Annotated in this window: 12 protein-coding genes; 4 read left to right on the top strand and 8 right to left on the bottom strand. The window is 67.4% G+C overall.

Features of this window, described 5'->3' with window-relative positions:
- Positions 1–117: 117 nt before the first annotated feature.
- From AXYL_RS07200 to axyZ, 3 genes are all read right to left on the bottom strand, one after another.
- Positions 118–1620 (bottom strand): ABC transporter substrate-binding protein, encoded by a 1503-nt coding sequence (locus AXYL_RS07200; RefSeq protein WP_013392133.1) that lies wholly within the window; start codon positions 1618–1620, stop codon positions 118–120.
- Between the two features lie 212 nt (positions 1621–1832).
- Entirely contained in the window at positions 1833–2729 is an 897-nt protein-coding gene (locus tag AXYL_RS07195; protein ID WP_013392132.1) for a LysR family transcriptional regulator, read from the bottom strand.
- 86 nt (positions 2730–2815) lie between these two features.
- Positions 2816–3454 (bottom strand): multidrug efflux transcriptional repressor AxyZ, encoded by a 639-nt coding sequence (gene axyZ / locus AXYL_RS07190; RefSeq protein ID WP_013392131.1) that lies wholly within the window; start codon positions 3452–3454, stop codon positions 2816–2818.
- 225 nt (positions 3455–3679) lie between these two features.
- Between axyZ and AXYL_RS07185 the strand changes: the two genes are divergently transcribed.
- From AXYL_RS07185 to oprZ, 3 genes are read left to right on the top strand one after another with little or no spacing between them, the layout of a single operon-like run.
- Positions 3680–4891: a MexX/AxyX family multidrug efflux RND transporter periplasmic adaptor subunit gene (locus tag AXYL_RS07185; protein ID WP_013392130.1), complete on the top strand. Its 1212-nt coding sequence runs from the start codon at positions 3680–3682 to the stop codon at positions 4889–4891.
- 6 nt (positions 4892–4897) lie between these two features.
- A complete protein-coding gene (locus tag AXYL_RS07180; RefSeq protein WP_013392129.1) occupies positions 4898–8035 on the top strand; it encodes a multidrug efflux RND transporter permease subunit in 3138 nt (1045 codons plus the stop codon).
- Entirely contained in the window at positions 8032–9414 is a 1383-nt protein-coding gene (oprZ, locus tag AXYL_RS07175; RefSeq protein WP_013392128.1) for a multidrug efflux RND transporter outer membrane subunit OprZ, read from the top strand. Before AXYL_RS07180 ends, oprZ begins: the two co-directional genes overlap by 4 nt.
- Positions 9415–9418: 4 nt before the next feature.
- Here the strand turns inward: oprZ and AXYL_RS07170 are convergent, their stop codons facing one another.
- The 5 genes from AXYL_RS07170 to AXYL_RS07150 all read right to left on the bottom strand — a co-directional run bounded on the left by AXYL_RS07170 (position 9419) and on the right by AXYL_RS07150 (position 18005).
- The gene (locus AXYL_RS07170; protein ID WP_013392127.1) at positions 9419–10075 is read right to left on the bottom strand and encodes a helix-turn-helix transcriptional regulator; all 657 of its coding nucleotides are present in this window, start codon (positions 10073–10075) and stop codon (positions 9419–9421) included.
- A 53-nt stretch (positions 10076–10128) separates the two neighbouring features.
- Complete coding sequence (locus AXYL_RS07165; protein WP_013392126.1) at positions 10129–11574, bottom strand: efflux transporter outer membrane subunit; 1446 nt, start codon at positions 11572–11574, stop codon at positions 10129–10131.
- Between the two features lie 15 nt (positions 11575–11589).
- Complete coding sequence (locus AXYL_RS07160; RefSeq protein WP_013392125.1) at positions 11590–14694, bottom strand: MexW/MexI family multidrug efflux RND transporter permease subunit; 3105 nt, start codon at positions 14692–14694, stop codon at positions 11590–11592.
- Between the two features lie 16 nt (positions 14695–14710).
- A complete protein-coding gene (locus tag AXYL_RS07155) occupies positions 14711–15841 on the bottom strand; it encodes an efflux RND transporter periplasmic adaptor subunit (protein ID WP_013392124.1) in 1131 nt (376 codons plus the stop codon).
- A gap of 193 nt (positions 15842–16034) precedes the next feature.
- Positions 16035–18005: a BCCT family transporter gene (locus AXYL_RS07150; RefSeq protein WP_013392123.1), complete on the bottom strand. Its 1971-nt coding sequence runs from the start codon at positions 18003–18005 to the stop codon at positions 16035–16037.
- Between the two features lie 143 nt (positions 18006–18148).
- Between AXYL_RS07150 and AXYL_RS07145 the strand changes: the two genes are divergently transcribed.
- The gene (locus AXYL_RS07145) at positions 18149–18529 is read left to right on the top strand and encodes a VOC family protein (RefSeq protein ID WP_013392122.1); all 381 of its coding nucleotides are present in this window, start codon (positions 18149–18151) and stop codon (positions 18527–18529) included.
- The last annotated feature ends 17 nt before the right edge of the window (positions 18530–18546 follow it).

Below are 18546 nucleotides of genomic sequence, written 5' to 3'. Positions count from 1 at the left end.
AGAATAGGCACGCTGGAGAGGCCCGCGGACGCCGCCAGCCGGGGCGCCGCGGATCCGGCTCCGCCGGTCCGCCAGCGCCGCCCCCTGGGGGACCCGCGCCAGCGGGTAGGGGGGAGCTTACTTCTTGGCCAAAGTGACGCCCTTCAGACGGATCAGGCCGTCGGGGTAAGGCACGAAGCCTTCCAACTTCTTCTGCACGCCAAAGGTCCACGGCAGGTAGAACAGGTAGACGATGGGACGCTGGTCCTGCATGGTCGCCAGCACCTGGTCATACATGGCGCGGCGCTTGGCGGTGTCGGATTCGGCGCGAGCGTCGTTGAGCAGCTTGTCGACGCCGGCGTCGCAGAACTTGCCGTCGTTCAGGTTGCCCTTGCAGCTCAGGTACTGATGGATGTTGCCGCTGGGATCGACCCGGCCCGACCAGCCGCTCTGCCCTACTTCGAAGTCGCCGCGCGCAAGCGAGGATTGCAGGGAGGCGAACTCCACCGGACGCAGGGTGATGTCGAAGCCCGCTTCGGCGCCCATGGCCTGCACCAGCTCGAACACCTGCTGCATGGTGGTGTTGTTGCCGAAGGTGATCTCGAATTTGACGCGGTCATAGCCCGCCTCCTTCAGCAGGGCCTGCGCTTTCTTGGGATCGCGGCCCTTGTGCTCGAAGGCGGTGTTGTAGGCGAAGCTGGCCGGCGGGAACGGCTGATAGGCGGGCTGGAACATGCCTTCGCCGATCACCTGGTTGAGCACGTCGCGGTCGATCGCAAGATCCAAGGCCTGGCGCACGCGCTTGTCCTTGGCCAGCGGGTTGTTGGCGCGCGCGCCATTGGCCAGGTTCACCGAAATGGCCTGGAAGCCCAGGCCGGTCACCGGCGCCAGGGTCAGGTTCTTGTCGTCCTTCACGGCCTTGGCATCGCTGGGCGCCACGCGCTCGATGATGTCCAGGTCGCCCGCGCGCAGGTTGTTCAGGCGCACGGTGTTGTCGGGGATCGGGGTGTAGACCAGGCGGTCGAAGTGATAGTTGGCCGCATCCCAGTACTTGGGAAATTTCTCGAGCACGATGCGGTCGTTCTGCACGCGCTCCTTGAACTGGTAAGGCCCAGAGCATACCGGCTTGCCGCCGGGGTCCTTGTCGAAGCTGGCGGGCGACATCATCATCCCGGCACGATCGGACAGTTGCGACAGCAGCGAGGCGTCGGGTTCGGACAGGTTCAGCACCACGGTGCTGGCGTCCGGGGCCTCGACGCTGGCGACCGTGGCCAGTTCGCTCTTGCGGTTGCTGTCGGGCAAGGTGCGGGCGCGGTCCAGATTGGCCTTGACGGCCGCGGCGTCCACCGGCGTACCGTCATGGAACACGGCATCCGTGCGCAGTTTGAAGGTCAGCACCTTGTGGTCCGGGCTGATGGTCCAGGATTGCGCCAGCTGCGGCACGATCTTCAGGTCCGGGGTGATCTCGACCAGCTTGTCGCACAGGGAAGCGAAGACGATGCGGCCCACGAAGGTACGCGCGCGCACCGGGTCCAGCACATCGGGGTCGTCCTGCAGGCCGATACGCAGGGTGGACTGGGCTTGCGCCAATCCGCTGGCCAGCATTCCCGCCATGGCCATGGCGAGGCAAAGTTTACGCATGAAAGATCTCCGTCGGTTCAGGTCGGCCTGGTTCCCCGCGCGGACGCGCCGCCTGGCATGAGGGAACAGACCCGAGCCGTGCTGCATCGCCGGGTCCATCCCCCGCTGCGCACGTTCTTGTTGGATTCTGCGCCAGGCGCGCGGCGATTGTATAGAGCGGCGGCTGTCGTAAGCCTAAATGCCCGCCGGGCGGCCGCCTTGCGGACGCGCTTTCAGGGAATGCGGCAAGGCGCCGCGAAATCCACGGCGGCCTGGACCTCGGCGCGCAGCTTGGCGACCAGCGGCCGGGTATCGTCGCGGCGATGCTGGAAGGCGTAGGGCAAGGCCGCCAGGGGCCTATCCCCTTCCAGCACGCGCAGACTGCCTTCGGCCTGCAGCGCGCTGGCCCAATGGCTGGGCAAGAGGCCCACGCCGGTGCCTTCTATGAGCAGGCCGACCACCGCCCCCCAGTTGTTGCAGCAGAGACGTTCTCCGCCGGCCTCGCGGCCCGCCAGCCAGTCGTCGATGATGCGCGTGGTGCCGGCCCCCGCCGGCAACGTGACCAGCGGCAGGCGTTCCAGCAGCGCGGGCGTCATGCGCGTGGCGCCCTCCAGCACGGCAGGCGCGGCGGCCCAGGAGAAGTCCGCCTGGCCTATGGAACTGGAAGCGATATTGGGCCGCGAGGAACGGCCGGCGATCACGGCGAAGTCCAATTCACCGTCGGCCACGCGCTGCTCCAGCACCTGGCCGATATCCACATAGGGTTCCAGCACCAGGTCCGGATAGGCGGCGCGCACGCCCCTGATCAGCCGCGGCAACCAGGTCAGCGCGGTCAACTCGCCCACGCCGAAGCGGCAACGGCCGCTGAGGCCCGCGCTTTGCGCCAGCGACGCCCGGATCTGTTCGGCCGAGGCCAGCAGGTCGCGCGCCTGCGGCAGCAGGCGTTGGCCGGCGTCGGTCAGCACCGCCTTGTGGCCGCTGCGGTCGAAGAGCGATAGGCCCAGGCCTTCCTCGAGCTCGGTGATGCGCTTGGACAGCGACGACACCGACAGGTGCAGGCGCTCGGCCGCCACGGCGAAACTTGCGCAGGTGGCGGCCCAGTAGAAGGCTTCGAGTTGCTTGAGGGTCATGCCGGGATTGTAGAGGCGCCCGGCTCAGCCGCGCGCGGCTCAGGGGCGCGCGGTCCCGAGGCGCCCGGCATATGGTCCCGGCTGAATCAAGCGGCTTTCGGCGTCAGCAAGTGCGCGGAAAACCGGAGGGTATCGATGGCGGCGCGGAGCATGCGCTCGACGCGCGGCCAGATATCGCCCTTGAGGCGATCGGACCAGCAGATGCTGTCAAACACCCCGTCGACCAGGGCGTGCAGATAGAGGTTGGACAGGCGCACGTCCAGCGCGCGCGGCAGATCTTCGCGCTTGACGGCGGCGCGCAGCAGTTTCTCCGAGGTGCGCAAGGCATGGCGCTCCCACAGGTCGCGGCGGCGCAGCAAGGGTGCGTTCTCGTCGCTGCGTTCGCATTTCAGGTACAGGATCTCCAGCACCCGCTGCACCGAACCTTCCTGCGCGTAGATCTGGATGTACTGCCGCATGGAGGAGTAGAGCGATTCCAGCGCCTCGCCCTCGGTCGACACCTGGGTCAGCGGCGCGGCCTCGCCCAGCGCGCGGTCGCACATGGCGATGCAGACGTCGATCTTGTTCTTGTAATGGCCGTAGACGGCGCCCCGGGACACGCCCGCATAGTCCGCAATATCGCTCATGGTGGTGGCGGCCACCCCTTTGGACAGGAACACGTGCTCCGCGGCGTCCAGGATGCGGTCGCGGGTGCGTTGGGACTCTTCTTTCGTCTTGCGGGCCATGCGGGGACCTCCTACTTAAAAAAACGGTGGCAAAAAAACGGCGGCTTCCACACCGGAAGCCGCCCTCTCCACACACTGTGAATAATTGTGTAGCGGGGAGCATACTTCCGAACAAAATAATTAATCAAGCGTGACGGATTAAATGATAGACTCGCTTCCCCACGCGGGAAAGTCGGCGCCTTTCCCCACCTCAGCCCTCTGCGGCCCCATCAGACAACTTTAAAAATGAAGCAAAGAGTCTCTCTACGCACGCTCGCCCTTTTTTCCGTAGTAATTCTTATTACCGGTTGCTCGAAACCGGAAGCCCAAACAGCCGCCGAGGCGCCCGCCGAAGTCGGCGTCATCGTCGCGGCGGCCACGCCCACCAGCGTCGCCACCGAATTGCCGGGCCGGCTGGAGCCCTACCGCGAGGCCGAGGTGCGCGCGCGCGTGGCCGGCATCGTTACCGCGCGCCTGTACGAGGAAGGCCAGGACGTGGCGCGCGGCGCCGCGCTGTTCCAGATCGATCCCGCGCCCTTGCAGGCCGCCTACGATTCCGAAGCCGCGAACCTGGCGCGCGCGCAGGCGAACCTGTCCGCCGCCGCCGACAAGCTGCGCCGTTACGCCGACCTGGTGTCGGACCGCGCCATCAGCGAACGCGACCACGCCGAAAGCGTGGCGCAAGAACGCCAGGCCCGGGCCGAGGTCGCCCTGGCCCGCGCCAACCTGCAAAGCGCCAAGCTGAAGCTGGACTACGCGCGGGTCACCTCGCCCATCGACGGCCGGGCGCGGCGCGCGCTGGTCACCGAAGGCGCGCTGGTGGGCGAAGGCCAGGCCACGCCGCTGACCGTGGTACAGCAGATCGACCCGATCTATGTGAACTTCGCCCAGCCCGCCGCCGAGGTGATGCAGTTGCAGAAGCAGATCCGCGCCGGAGCCCTGGAAGGCGTGGCGCCGGACCAGGTGCAGGTGCGGCTGCTGCTGCCCGACGGTTCCGAGTACGGGCGCGGCGGAACGCTGTCGTTCGCCGACCTGGCGGTGGATCCGGGCACCGACAACGTCACCATGCGGGCGCTGTTCGAGAATCCGGGCCGCGACCTGCTGCCGGGCATGTATGTGCGCGTGCGGCTGGAGCAGGCGATCAACCGCGACACCTACCTGGTGCCGCGCAACGCCCTGCTGCGCAACGCCGAAGGCGCGCACGTGCTGGCCGCGGGCCCGGACGGCGAGCTGAAGAAGATCGCCGTCACCGCGCAGCGGCTGCAAGGCCCGTACTGGATCGTCACGCAGGGACTGGCGGGCGGCGAGCGCATCGTCGTCGAGAACGCCGCCCAATTGGCGGCGGGCCAGAAAATCAAACCGGTGGAGCGGGCCGCGCCGAGCGCGCAGGCCCCCACCGCCGGCAACCCGGAGGCCGGCGTCCAGGCAAGGACGCCCGCCGCGGGCCAAAAAGGATAAACCGCAATGGCGCGTTTTTTTATTGATCGCCCGGTCTTCGCCTGGGTGATCTCGCTGCTGATCGTGCTGGTCGGCATTCTGTCGATTCGCGCGCTGCCGGTGGCGCAGTATCCCGACATCGCTCCGCCGGTGGTCAACGTCGGCGCCAGCTATCCCGGCGCCTCGGCCAAGGTGGTCGAAGAGGCCGTCACCGCCATCATCGAACGCGAGATGAACGGCGCCCCCGGGCTGATGTATACCTCGTCCAGCAGCGACTCGACGGGCTGGGCCAGCATCAACCTGACCTTCAAGCAGGGCACCAATCCCGACCTGGCGGCCGTGGAAGTGCAGAACCGCCTGAAGGCGGTGGAGCCGCGCCTGCCCGAATCGGTGCGTCGCGACGGCGTGCGCGTCGAAAAGGCGGCCGACAACATCCAGCTGGTGGTGTCGCTGAAGTCGGACGGCGGCCTGGACGACATGCAACTGGGCGAGCTGGCCGCCTCCAACGTGCTACAGGCCCTGCGCCGCGTGGAAGGCGTGGGCAAGGTGCAATCCTTCGGCGCCGAAGCCGCCATGCGCATCTGGCCGGATCCGGCCAAGCTGACGGCCATGGCCCTGACCCCGGGCGACATCGTCTCGGCCCTGCGCAGCCATAACGCGCGGGTCACCATCGGCGAACTGGGCAACCAGGCCGTGCCCAAGGACGCCCCGCTGAACGCCAGCATCGTCGCCGGCGAATCCCTGCACACGCCCGAGCAGTTCGGCAACATTCCGCTGCGCGCGCAGTCAGACGGCGCCACTCTGCGCCTGAAGGACGTGGCCCGGGTCGAACTGGGCGGCACCGACTACATGTACCTGTCGCGCGTGAACGGCATGACCGGCACGGGCCTGGGCATCAAGCTGGCGCCGGGATCGAACGCAGTCGAGACCACCAAACGCATCCGCGCCACCATGCAGGAGCTGGCCCAGTATTTCCCGCCGGGCGTGACCTGGGACATTCCGTACGAGACCTCCACCTTCGTCGAAATCTCGATCAAGAAGGTGCTGATGACCCTGCTGGAAGCCGTGGCCCTGGTGTTCTGCGTGATGTACCTGTTCATGCAGAACTTCCGCGCCACGCTGATCCCCACGCTGGTGGTGCCGGTGGCGCTGCTGGGCACGCTGGGCGTGATGCTGTGGCTGGGCTATTCCATCAACGTGCTGACGATGTTCGGCATGGTGCTGGCCATCGGCATCCTGGTGGACGACGCCATCGTGGTGGTGGAGAACGTCGAACGCATCATGGCCGAGGAAGGCCTGCCGCCGCGCGAGGCCACGGTCAAGGCCATGGGCCAGATCAGCGGCGCCATCGTCGGCATCACGGTGGTGCTGGTGTCGGTGTTCGTGCCCATGGCGTTCTTCGACGGCGCGGTGGGCAACATCTATCGCCAGTTCGCCGTGACGCTGGCCGTGTCGATCGCCTTCTCGGCCTTCCTGGCGCTGTCGTTAACGCCCGCGCTGTGCGCCAGCCTGCTCAAGCCCATCGCCGCGGGCCACCACGAGAAGCGCGGCTTCTTCGGCTGGTTCAACCGGGCCTTCACGCGCCTGACCGCGCGCTACACCACGCGGGTGTCCGGCGTGCTGGCCCGTCCGGTGCGCTTCGGCCTGGCCTATCTAGCCGTGATCGCCGCAGTGGCATTGCTGTTCGCGCGGCTGCCCTCTTCCTTCCTGCCGGACGAAGACCAGGGCAGCTTCATGGCCATGGTCATCCTGCCCCAGGGCTCGCCGCAAGCCGAGACCATGGCGATGGTGAAGGACGTCGAACGCTACATGCTGGAGCACGAGCCCGTCGAATATGTGTATTCGGTCAACGGCTTCAGCAACTACGGCAGCGGACCGAACTCGGCCATGTTCTTCGTCACGCTGAAGGACTGGAAGCAGCGCGGCGCCGCCGACCTGCACGTGAACGCGGTGGTGGAACGCATCAACGCCGCGTTCGCCGACCGCAAGAACGTCATGGTGCACGCGCTGAATTCCCCGCCGCTGCCGGACCTGGGCTCGACCTCGGGCTTCGACTTCCGCCTGCAAGACCGCGGCGGACTGGGCTATGAGGCCCTGGCCCAGGCGCGCCAGCAGTTGCTGGCGGCGGCCTCGAGCCATCCCGCGCTGGCGGAAGTGGTGTTCGCGGGCCAGGAAGAAGCGCCGCAGCTGGAGCTGCGCGTCGACCGCGACAAGGCCCAGGCCATGGGCGTATCGGTGGACGAGATCAACACCGCGCTGGCGGTGATGTACGGATCGGACTACATCGGCGATTTCATGCTCAATGGCCAGGTGCGGCGCGTGACCGTGCAGGCCGACGGCAAGAGCCGCGTCGACATGGCGGACGTATCGCGCCTGCACGTGCGCAACCTGCAGGGCCAGATGGTGCCGCTGTCCGCCTTCACCACCCTGAAATGGTCCATGGGTCCGCCGCAGCTCAACCGCTACAACGGCTTCCCCTCGTTCACCATCAACGGCGCGGCGGCCCCCGGGCACAGCAGCGGCGAGGCCATGCGCGCCATGGAAGCGCTGGCGGCGGAGCTGCCGCGCGGCATCGGCTTCGACTGGTCGGGACAGTCCTATGAGGAACGGCTGTCCGGCAACCAGGCGCCCATCCTGTTCGCGCTGTCGGTGCTGGTCGTGTTCCTGGCGCTGGCCGCGCTGTACGAAAGCTGGTCCATCCCGCTGGCGGTGATCCTGGTGGTACCGCTGGGCGTGATCGGCGCGGTGCTGGGCGTGACGCTGCGCGGCATGCCCAACGACATCTACTTCAAGGTCGGCCTCATCGCCACCATCGGACTGTCGGCCAAGAACGCGATCCTGATCGTGGAAGTGGCCAAGGACCTGGTGCGCGATGGCCAGGGCATCGTGTCCGCCACGCTGGAGGCCGCCAGGCTCCGGCTGCGGCCCATCGTGATGACCTCGCTGGCCTTCGGCGTGGGGGTGCTGCCCCTGGCGCTGGCCACCGGCGCGGCCTCGGGCGCCCAGGCCGCGATCGGCACGGGCGTGCTGGGCGGCATCATCACCGCGACGGTGCTGGCCATCTTCCTGGTGCCGCTTTTCTTTCTTATCGTGGGCCGCGTGCTGGGCATGCGCGTGCGCCCCGCGCGTCCGCAAGGCCGCGAAACGCTGGAGACCACGCCATGAAGGCTATGGCCATGACCCTGCTTGCGCTGGCCCTGGCCGGCTGCTCGCTGGCCCCTACCTATGAACGCCCTGCCGCGCCCGTGCCGCACGCCTACGACACGCCGGCCGCCGACGGGCAGGCCGCCGTGCCGCAGGATTGGCGCGACTACTTCAACGACCCGGCGCTGCAGGCCTGGATCGCCGCCGCGCTGGAAAACAACCGCAACCTGCGGGTGGCGGCGCTGCGCATCCAGGAAGCCCGGGCGCTGTACGGCGTGCAACAGGCCGACCGCCTGCCGTCCATCGATGGCACGGGCGAATTCAGCCGCGGACGCGGCGCCGAGCCCGGCCAACCGCGCATGCCGGTGGCGGACCGCTATCGCGCGGCCGTCGGCATCGCCGCGTTCGAACTGGATTTCTTCGGCCGCGTGAAAAGCCTGAGCGACGCCGCGCTATCGCGCTACCTGGCCAGCGAGGAGGCGCACCGCGCCGCCACGCTGTCGCTGGTGTCGGAGACCGCTGCGGCCTACTTCAACCAGCGTTCACTGGCGGAGCAGCTGCGTCTGACCGAGAGCACGCTGGCGTTGCGCGAGGCCTCGCTCAAACTCACCCAACGCCGCTACGACGCAGGGCTGGAAACGGCCGTGGGACTGCGCACGGCGCAGATGCTGGTGGAATCCTCGCGCGCCACGCACGCCGAACTGAGCCGGGAATACCGCCAGTCCGTCCACACGCTGGGCTTACTGGCGGGCGACTTTTCGCTGCCGCCCGACACCGATGCCGTCACGCTGGAAAGCCAGAGCCTGACGCCGCTGGCCGCGGGCCTGCCTTCCGCCCTGCTGATCCGTCGTCCGGACCTGCGCCAGGCCGAGGACACGCTGCGAGCCGCCAATGCCGATATCGGCGCGGCGCGCGCGGCGTTCTTCCCGTCGGTGCAGCTGACGACCGACATCGGCACCACGGCCGGCAGTTTCTCGGACCTGTTCGGTTCGGGCACGGGCACCTGGACCTTCGCGCCCAAGCTGACGCTGCCCATCTTCAATGCTGGTCGCAACAGCGCCAACCTGTCGCTGGCCGAGGCCCGCAAGGACATCGCGGTAGCCCAATACGAAGGCAGCATCCAGCAGGCCTTCCGCGAAGTGGCCGACGCGCTGTCCGCCCGCGACACGCTGCGCGCGCAGATCGACGCCCAGCGCAAGGTGCGCGACGCCGACCGCGACCGCCAGCGCCTGACCGAAAGGCGCTACGAACGCGGCGTGGCCAGCTACCTGGAGATGCTGGAGGCGCAGCGCAGCTTGTTCGAATCCGAACAGGAGTTCATCCGGCTGCAACAGCGCCGGCTGGTCAACGCGGTGGAGTTGTACAAGGCACTGGGCGGCTGGGAGCAGCCCGGCTCATGACCGGTCAGCCGGCCTTGTCGATGCGGTAGGCGCAGCGGCGCGCGCCCGTGAGGATGTGCTCTTCGCGCCGCACCCGGACCTCTGCTCCCAGCACCTTGTTGAAGAGTTCCAGCTCGCTGCGGCAAAAGCCCATACAGGCCTTTGCCGCGGAACAGATCGGGCAATGGTTCTCGATGAAGAGGTAGTCCGGGCCGTCCTTGCGCAACTCGGCCATGTAGCCTTCGGCGGAGCGGACTTCCACCAGCCGCTCCAGCCGTTCCTTCAGGCTGCGGGCGCCCTGCATGGCCTGGCGATAGCCGCTGAGCATGGCGGCCTCGCGCACTTCGATCAGCTTTTCGACGCCCTCTTCGCCGAACGCCTGGCGGATGGCGCCTATCATCTGCACCGTCATTTCGGCATGCGTGTCGGGAAATCGGCCATGTCCGGCAGCGGTCAGGAACCAGATCTGCGTGGGCCGGCCCCGGCCCGCGCTATGGCTTTCGGAATCCACCAGTCCTTCCGCATGCAAGCGGGTCATCTGCTGGCGCACGGCTTCGGCGGTCACGTCCATGGCCTTGGCAATGACGGCGACGGACTGCGGGCCGCGCGTCTTCAAGGCCATGAGCACGCGATCCGCGGGCTGATGCTCCCAGGCGACGGGATGAGACGGACTGTCAGACATGGATGTGGATTCTCCGGATGTATGCCTATGGTGCCACGAACCGCGCCTGGCGGTCAGCCGGAAGCCACCTGCGAGTCCGCCGCTGGCGCTTCCCATCCGCCTCCCAGCGCCTTGTACAGCGCGATCAGACGGGTGTAGGACTCGGTTTCGGCCACGGCTACGGCGTCCTGGGCGCGCAAAAGCGTACGCTGGGCGTCCAACACCGTCAAATACGGGGTGCTGCCTTCCCGGTAGCGCAGCTGCGCCAGTTCCGCCGCCCTGCCGCTGTGCGCGGCCGCCTGCGCCAGGCTGCCCAGGCGCTGCTGCGTCTGGCCGTATTCCGTCAGCGCCGATTCCAGTTCCTCGACCGCACGCAGCACGGTCAGCTCATAGCTCGCGACCGCGCCGTCCGCGCGCGCCACCGCGCCGCGCTTGCGCGCCAGCGCCGTGGGCAGGTGGAAGGCGGGCCAGTTGGCATTGGCCGCCACGCTGAAAGCGCGGCTGGCCGATGAGCCGAAATCCGCGCCGCGCAAGGCGACGAAACCCAGGAATCCGCCCAGGTCGATGCGCGGATACAGTTCCGCGGTCGCCACGCCCACGTCGGCGTTGGCGGCAGCCATGCCGCGTTCAGCCGCCAGCACGTCGGGGCGGCGCGACAGCAAGGCGCTCACGTCGCCGATCGGCAGGCGAGTGTCCAGGGGGGCCAGCGCCTTGCCCGCGTCCAATTCGCCCAGCTCCACCGGGCGCAGGCCCGCCAGCACCGCAATCCGGTACTGCGCCAGCCGCCGCGCGGCGATCTGCACCGGGACGCTGGCCTGCACAGTCTCCAGTTCGGCGCGCGCGCTGGCCAGGTCGCCTTCGTCGCCGCGGCCCGCCGATACCATGGCCTGGATCACGCGCAGGCTGTCGCGCTGGCTCTCCAGGTTGGCGCGCGCCACGGCCAGGCGCTGTTCGGCGCCGCGCAGTTCGAAGTAATTGCGCGCCACTTCGGCCGCCACCACGATGCGGGTCTGGGCCAGATCCGCGGCCTGCGCCTCGCTGCGGGCGGCCGCGCCCTCGGCCGCCCGGCGCAGACGCCCGAACAGGTCCAGCTCCCAGGTGGCGTCGAAGCCCGCCCGGTAGCTCTGCGCCAGGTTGCGCTGGCCGCTGGCGCCGGCATTGGCCTGCGACAGGCTGCGCTCATAGCCGCCGCCCAGGGTGACGGCCGGCAGCTGGTCCAGTTCCTTCTCGTCCAGCACCGCGCGCGATTCGGCCAGGCGCGACTGCGCGATGCGGATGTCCAGGTTGCGGGACAGCGCCAGATCGATCAGCCGGTCCAGCTGGGGATCCTGCAATTGCTTCCACCAGTCGCGCTGCAGCTGGTCGGTGGAGAACAGGGCCTGTTCGGGGCTGGCCAGCGTCACTGGCGCGACCTGGGGTTTCTGGTAATCGGGACCGACGGCGCAGCCGGCGGTGGCCAACGCGGCCAGCAGTACGGTCGCGCCGCGGCGCAAGCGTAGGGAAAGTTGTGGATGCTTCATGATGGTTTCCTTGGGCTAGGCCGAGACACCGGGCGCTGCGGCGTCCTCGGCCTGGGCCAGCGCCAGCTCGCGGGCGCGCGGCGTATCGTGCGCCGCGCGGTGATCGCGGGCGAATACGGTGTAGACGGTGGGCAACACGAACAGCGTGAACAGCGTGCCGACCAGCAGGCCCACCACAATGACCAGGCCCAGGCTGTAGCGGCTGTGCGCGCCAGCGCCGGTGGCGAACAGCAGCGGGATCAGACCCATGACCATGGCGGCGGTCGTCATCAGGATGGGGCGCAACCGGATGCGGGCGGCCTGCTCCATGGCGGCGCGCCGGTCCAGCCCGTGGCTGAGCTGCATTTCGTTGGCGAACTCCACCATCAGGATGCCGTGCTTGCTGATCAGGCCGATCAGCGTCACCAGCCCGATCTGGGTATAGATGTTGACGGTGGCCATGCCCAGCGCCAGCGGGATCAGCGCGCCGCAGATCGACATGGGCACGCTCACCAGGATGATGAAGGGATCGCGCAGGCTCTCGTATTGCGCCGCCAGCACCAGGTAGATCACGATGATGGCGAAGATGAAGGTGATCATCAGCGCCGAACCTTCCTGGCTGTACTGACGCGCATCCGACTGCCAGTCGTAGCTGAAGCCGGCGGGCAGGAACTTGGCCTGCTCGGTCAGGAATTGCACCGCGTCGCCCATGGTGACGCCCGGCATCGGTATGGCCTGGAAGGTGGCGGCATTGAGCTGGTTGAACTGGGTCAGCTTGTTGGGCTCCACGCCCATGGACACGGTCACGAGGTTGGACAGCGGCACCTGCGCGCCGCTGGCGCTCTTGACGTAGTAGCGCGCCAGCGATTCGGGCGAGATGCGCTGTTCGCGCAGGCTCTGCGGAATCACGTCATAGGAGCGACCGTCCATGCCGAAGCGGTTCACGTAGTTCTCGCCCACCAGCACGGCCAGCGTATCGCCGATGGCCTTCATGGTGACGCCCAGGCTGTTGGCCTTGGCGCGGTCCACCTTCAGCTGCACCACCGGATTGTTGTAGTCCAGGTCGCTGTCGACCACCATGAACAAGCCGCTTTCGCGCGCGGCCTTCTTCAGGCCTTCCATGGCCTCGTAGACCACCGGATAGTCCGAGGCGCTCATGAGCGTCATCTGCACCGGCAGCCCGCCGGTGGAACCGGGCAGGGACGGCAGCTGGAAGGCGAAGATGTTGCTGCCTTCGACCTGGTTCGCCATGGCCTGCATGTCGGCCTGGATCTGGTCGGCCGAACGGTGGCGCTTTTCCCAGGACACGAAGTCCACGCCGCCAATGCTGTTGGACACGCCGTCGGAACCGTTGATCAGCCAGCGCCCCTGCTGTTCAGGCAGGGTCTTCATCACGTCGTCCCATTTGCGGCCAAACTTCTCCACATAGTCGATATTGGCGTGCTGCGGCGACTTGATCGCGGTCAGCACGGTGGATTGGTCCTCGACCGGCGCCAGCTCGCTTTGCGCGGCGTTGTACAGGAACGGCAGGCTGGCGAGTACCGCCACGGCGATCAGGCCGGTCACCCAGCGATGATGCAGCGATACGTCAAGCACGCGGCCATAGGCGTTCCCCAGGCCTTCAAAGAAATGCTCGGCGCGACGCGCCATCCAGCCTTCGGACACGCGGCTATTCAGCAGGAACGAGCTCATCACGGGCGACAAGGTCAGCGCAATGACGCCCGACACCACCACGGAGCCCGCCAGGGTGAAGGCGAATTCCTTGAAGAGCGAACCGGTAAGCCCGCCCATCAGGCCGATGGGCGCGTAGACCGCCGCCAGCGTGATGGTCATCGCGATCACCGGCCCCGCCACTTCGCGCGCGCCGATGAGGGCCGCGCGCACCGGCGATTTGCCCTCTTCGATGTGGCGATGCACGTTTTCGACCACGACGATGGCGTCGTCCACCACCAGGCCGATGGCCAGCACCATGGCCAGCAAGGTCAGCAGGTTCACGCTGAAGCCGAACAGCGCCATGATGGCCGCCCCGCCCAGCATGGACAGGGGAATGGTCAGCACCGGGATCAGCACGGCGCGCAGGGAGCCCAGGCACAGGAAGATCACCACCACCACGATGGCGATGGCCTCGATCAGCGTCTGCACCACGCCGTCGATGGACGCGCTGATGAAGCGGGCCAGTTCGAACGGCACCTGCACGCTGGTGCCCGGCGGCAGGTTCTGCTTGATGTTAGGCAGCAGCTCGTTCAGGCGCTTGACGATCACCAGCGGATTGCCCACCGGCGTGGCGTTCAGCCCGAAATACACCGCCGGCTCGCCATCCATCAGGCCGCTGGAATCGGTGGACGCGGCGCCCAGTTCGACCGTGGCCACGTCGCCCAGGCGCACGATCGCGTCGCCCTCGCGCTTGACCACCATGTCGCGGAATTCCGCGACGTTGACCAAGTCCGTGTTGACCTGGATGTTGGACACCACGTACAGGCCCTTGGCCTGTCCCGGCGCCGCCTGCACGTTGTTGTCGCGCAGCGCGTCGGCCAGCTCGCCCGCGGAAATGCCGCGCGCCGCCATCCGGTTGGGGTCCAGCCATACCCGCATGGCGAGCTTCTGCCCGCCGTAGAGTTCCACGCTGGCCACGCCGTCGATGGACGACAGCTGCGGCTGCACCACCCGCGACAGATAGTCAGTCAAGGCGGCCAGGGACAAAGTGCTGCTGGAGAAGCCCACATAAGCCACGGCCGTCGCCTCGCCGGCGGACTTGACCAGCACCGGGTCGTAGACGTCCTGCGGCAAGCGGTACTTGACCTCGTTGACCTTGGCCATCACCTCGGTCATGGCCTTGTTGGAATCGGCGTTCAGCTTCATCCGCACCGTGATCACGCTGCGGCCCTGGGTCGACGAGGACGACAGGTAGTCGATGCCTTCCACCGTGGCCACGGATTGCGCGATGGGTTGGGTGACGAAGCCCTGCATCAGGTCGGGCGAGGCGCCCGGGTATTGGGTGGTGATGGTGATGGTAGTGCTTTCGGTCAGCGGATACTGCCGCACCGGCAGGCCGCTCAGGGCCTTGATGCCCAGCAGCAGGATCAGGGTGCTGACCACCAGCGCCAGCACAGGCCGGCGCACGAAGAGATCGGTGAATTTCATGTTCTGCTCCGCGCTCTCACCGGACCTGCGCCAGGGTTTGCTGCGCGGCGTCCAGCGCCACGGTGTCCTCGGCGCCGACCTCGACCGCCGCGCCGTTATGCAGGCGCAGCTGGCCCGAAGTCACGACCTGCTCGCCCGCCTGCAGTCCTTCGGTCACGACGACGCGGCCGCGCACGCGTTCCGCCGTCTTCACATAGGCTTGCCGCACCGTCGTGCCGGCCTGTCCGCCCTCTTTGGGCGGCGTCACCACATAGACCGAATCGCCGTAGGCGCTGTAGCTGACCGCGGTTTCCGGCACGGTGATCACGCCCGGGCGCGCAGGCAGACCGATCTGGCCCTGGGCGTACATGCCGGCCGCCAGGGCGCCGTCGGCGTTGGGCAAGGTCGCCTGCACACGCACGGTGCGCGAACCCGCGTCGACCTGCGGCTCCACCGTGGTGATTTTGCCTTCGAAGACGCGTCCGGCATGGGCATCCACCGTTACGGTCACCGGCTGGCCCGCGCGCAGCGCGCCCATGGCCTGCTCGGGCAGGGTGATGTTGGCGTACACGGCGGAGGCGTCGGTCAACGACACCAGCGCATCGCCGGCGCGGGCGAACTGCCCCAGGTTCACCCGGCGCACGCCCAGCACGCCGTCAAACGGCGCCTTGACGCGCTTCTGTTCAATCAGCGCCTGTACCCGCTTGATGTCGCCCGCGGCCTGGTCGTAGTCGGCCTGTGCCTGGTCCAGCTGTTCACGCGTGGCGGCCTGCTGCGGCAGCAGGCGGCGGGTGCGCTCCAGCAAGGCGCGCGCGTTGCGCGCCTGGGCCTGCAGCCTGGCCAGTTCGCCCTGCTCGGGGGCATCGTTCAGCTGCACCAGCAACTGACCGGCCTGGACCTGCGCGCCCGACGCGAACAGGATCCGATCGACCCGGCCGTCCACTTCAGCCGCCACCTGCACCTGGCGGGCCGCCTCCAGCGAACCGATGCCGCTCAGGGTCACGGGGAAATCCGCCTGCCGGGCGGTGGCCACCGCGACTTTGGCCGGCGCCATGGCCCAGCCGCCCTGTTGCTGTGCGCCGCCGTACTTCCAGTACAGCCCGCCGCCCGCCAGCGCCACCGCCAGCGCCACGGCCCCAACGGCCCACGCTCCTGAATTCGCCTTCATGATCGACTCGCTATTTATCAAAGAATGTTCTTGGATAATCCACGATATCGGGCATTTCGTCAAAAGGGTTAATCCAATTACTGGCATAGCGCCGGACTATGGCGTACAAGCCCCTGCGCGGCGTGTGGGCATGAAAAAACCGCCAGCAGGCTGGCGGTTTCGGGAGGTGCGGGCGTATCTGCGGGGCAGGGCGCTAGGTCCGCACCATATGCAGGTAGTGGCGGTGGCGCTCGTACTGGTCCAGGATGTCGCCGATGACGGCGTCGCGGCTCCAGCCCATGATGTCGTAGTCCTGCCCGCCTTCGCGCAGATGCACTTCAGCGCGGAAGTACTTGCGCTCCTCCTCGTCGGCGGCTTCTTCCGGCGTCAGGCTGGGACGCACGAAGGCTTCAGGCTGCACCGCATAGGAAAAATCCAGGTGCTCGCCATGCGAGACTTCCATGATCACGCCCTCGTCGTTGCCGTGCTCGCGCACAGCCACTTCATAACCCTGCTTGCGCAGCTCGTCAGCCACGTCTTCCAGCGCGGGCCGCACCACGTCGCCGATGAAGCGCTGCACATGGGCGCGACGCGGCATCATGACCATGTTGCGCAAGCGCCGCTCCCATGACTGCCCGCCGCGCGTGGGGCGCGACAGCGTCAGCGACTGGTAGCGGATGCCACGCTTGGTGGCGTCCAGCTTCAGCGCCTTGAACAAGCCCCACAGGGATAGCAGCAGGATCACCGAGAACGGCAAGGCGCTGGCGATGGTGGCGGTCTGCAGCGCGGTCAGCCCATCGGCCAGCAGCAGCGCGATCGCCACCGCGCCCATCAGCAGCGACCAGAAGATGCGCTGCCACACGGGCGTGCGGTCCGAGCCGCCGGACGCCAGCAAGTCCACCACCAGCGCGCCCGAGTCGGCCGAGGTGACGAAGAACACGGCCACCATCGCGATCGCAACGATGGACAGCACCCCGCTCCAGGGCAATTGCTCCAGGAACGCGAACAGCGCCAGTGAGGAATCGGCCTGTACCACCTCCGCGAAGCCCTGCACCTTGTCGACCAGGATCATGTGGATGGCGGTATCGCCGAACACGGTCATCCAGAACAGGGTGAAACCGGCCGGCACCAGCAGCACGCCGGTGACGAATTCGCGGATGGTGCGGCCGCGCGAGATGCGCGCGATGAACAGGCCCACGAAGGGCGACCAGGCGATCCACCAGCCCCAGTAGAACAGCGTCCAGCCGCCGATCCAGTCGGTGGGTTCGTAGGCGTAGAGATTGAAGGTCTTGTTGACGATGTCCGACAGATAGGCGCCGGTGTTCTGCACAAAGGTCTGGAACAGGAACACTGTGGGACCGACCACCAGCACAAACAGCAGCAGCACCGCCGCCAGCACCAGGTTGGTCTCGGACAGGATGCGGATGCCCTTATCCAGGCCGCTGGCCACCGACAGGGTCGCCAGGCCGCAGGTCACCACAATCAGGATGATCTGCGCCGTCACGCCCACCGGAACGCCGAACAGGTGGTTGAGCCCGCTGTTGATCTGCGCCACGCCCAGGCCCAGCGATGTGGCCACGCCCAGCACCGTGCCGATGATGGCGAAGATGTCCACGGCATGCCCGATGGGGCCATGGATGCGATTGCCGATCAGGGGATAAAGCGCCGAACGCAGGGTCAGCGGCAAGCCATGGCGATAGCTGAAAAAGGCCAGGATCAGCGCCACCACCGCATAGATGGCCCAGGCATGCAGGCCCCAGTGGAAGAATGTGATCTTCATGGCTTCGCGGGCCGCGGCGACGCTGCCGCCCTCGCCCACCGGCGGCGCCATGAAGTGCATCACGGGCTCGGCCACGCCGAAGAACATCAGGCCGATCCCCATGCCCGCGGAGAACAGCATCGCGAACCAGGTGAAATTGCGGTAGTCGGGCTCGCTGTGGTCGGGCCCCAGCTTGATGTCGCCGTAGCGGCTGACCGCCAGGAACACCACTGCAAGCAGGATGATGGCCACGACCAGGATGTAGAACCAGCTGGCATTGCCCAGTATCCAGCCCTGCACGGACTCGAACAGGCTTTGCGCCGCCTTGGGCGCCAGGATCGCGAATCCGACCAGCAGCAGCGTGAACACGGCCGCTGGGATAAACACTGGGCGATTGATGGTGGATGGTCGGGTTTCTGAAGTCATGCTGCCTCTCCTTTCGCCCAAGGGTTGGAAATTCCGGCGGCGGCCCCCCTCAGTCCGGCCGCGCCGCAGGTATTACTATCACGGCCACGGGCCGTCTGACAATCTGAAACCTCAAGCCGGGCCGGCCTCAGGAGAGATATCCCATGATCGATCACCTGGACCATCTGGTCCTGACCTGCACCGACCCCGACGCCACGGTGGACTTCTACACCCGGATCCTGGGCATGCGCCTGGAGACCTTTGGCGAGGGCCGCCAGGCGCTGCGCTTCGGCAACCAGAAGATCAATCTGCACGTGCGCGGGCGCGAGTTCGAACCCAAGGCCCACCTGCCCGTGCCGGGCGCGCTGGACCTGTGCTTCATCGCCGACCGTCCCCTGGAGGAAGTGATCGCCCAGCTGAACCGCGCAGGCGCCCGCATCATCGAAGGGCCAGTGCCGCGCACCGGCGCCACCGGCAAGATCCGCTCGGTCTACCTGCGCGACCCGGATCTGAATCTCATCGAAATCTCGGAACTGCTGGCCTGAGGCCAGGCGCGGGCCGC

The sequence above is a fragment of the Achromobacter xylosoxidans A8 genome (assembly GCF_000165835.1).
Classification (GTDB): domain Bacteria; phylum Pseudomonadota; class Gammaproteobacteria; order Burkholderiales; family Burkholderiaceae_B; genus Achromobacter; species Achromobacter xylosoxidans_B.
This window is presented reverse-complemented; position numbering and strand designations above follow the sequence as displayed.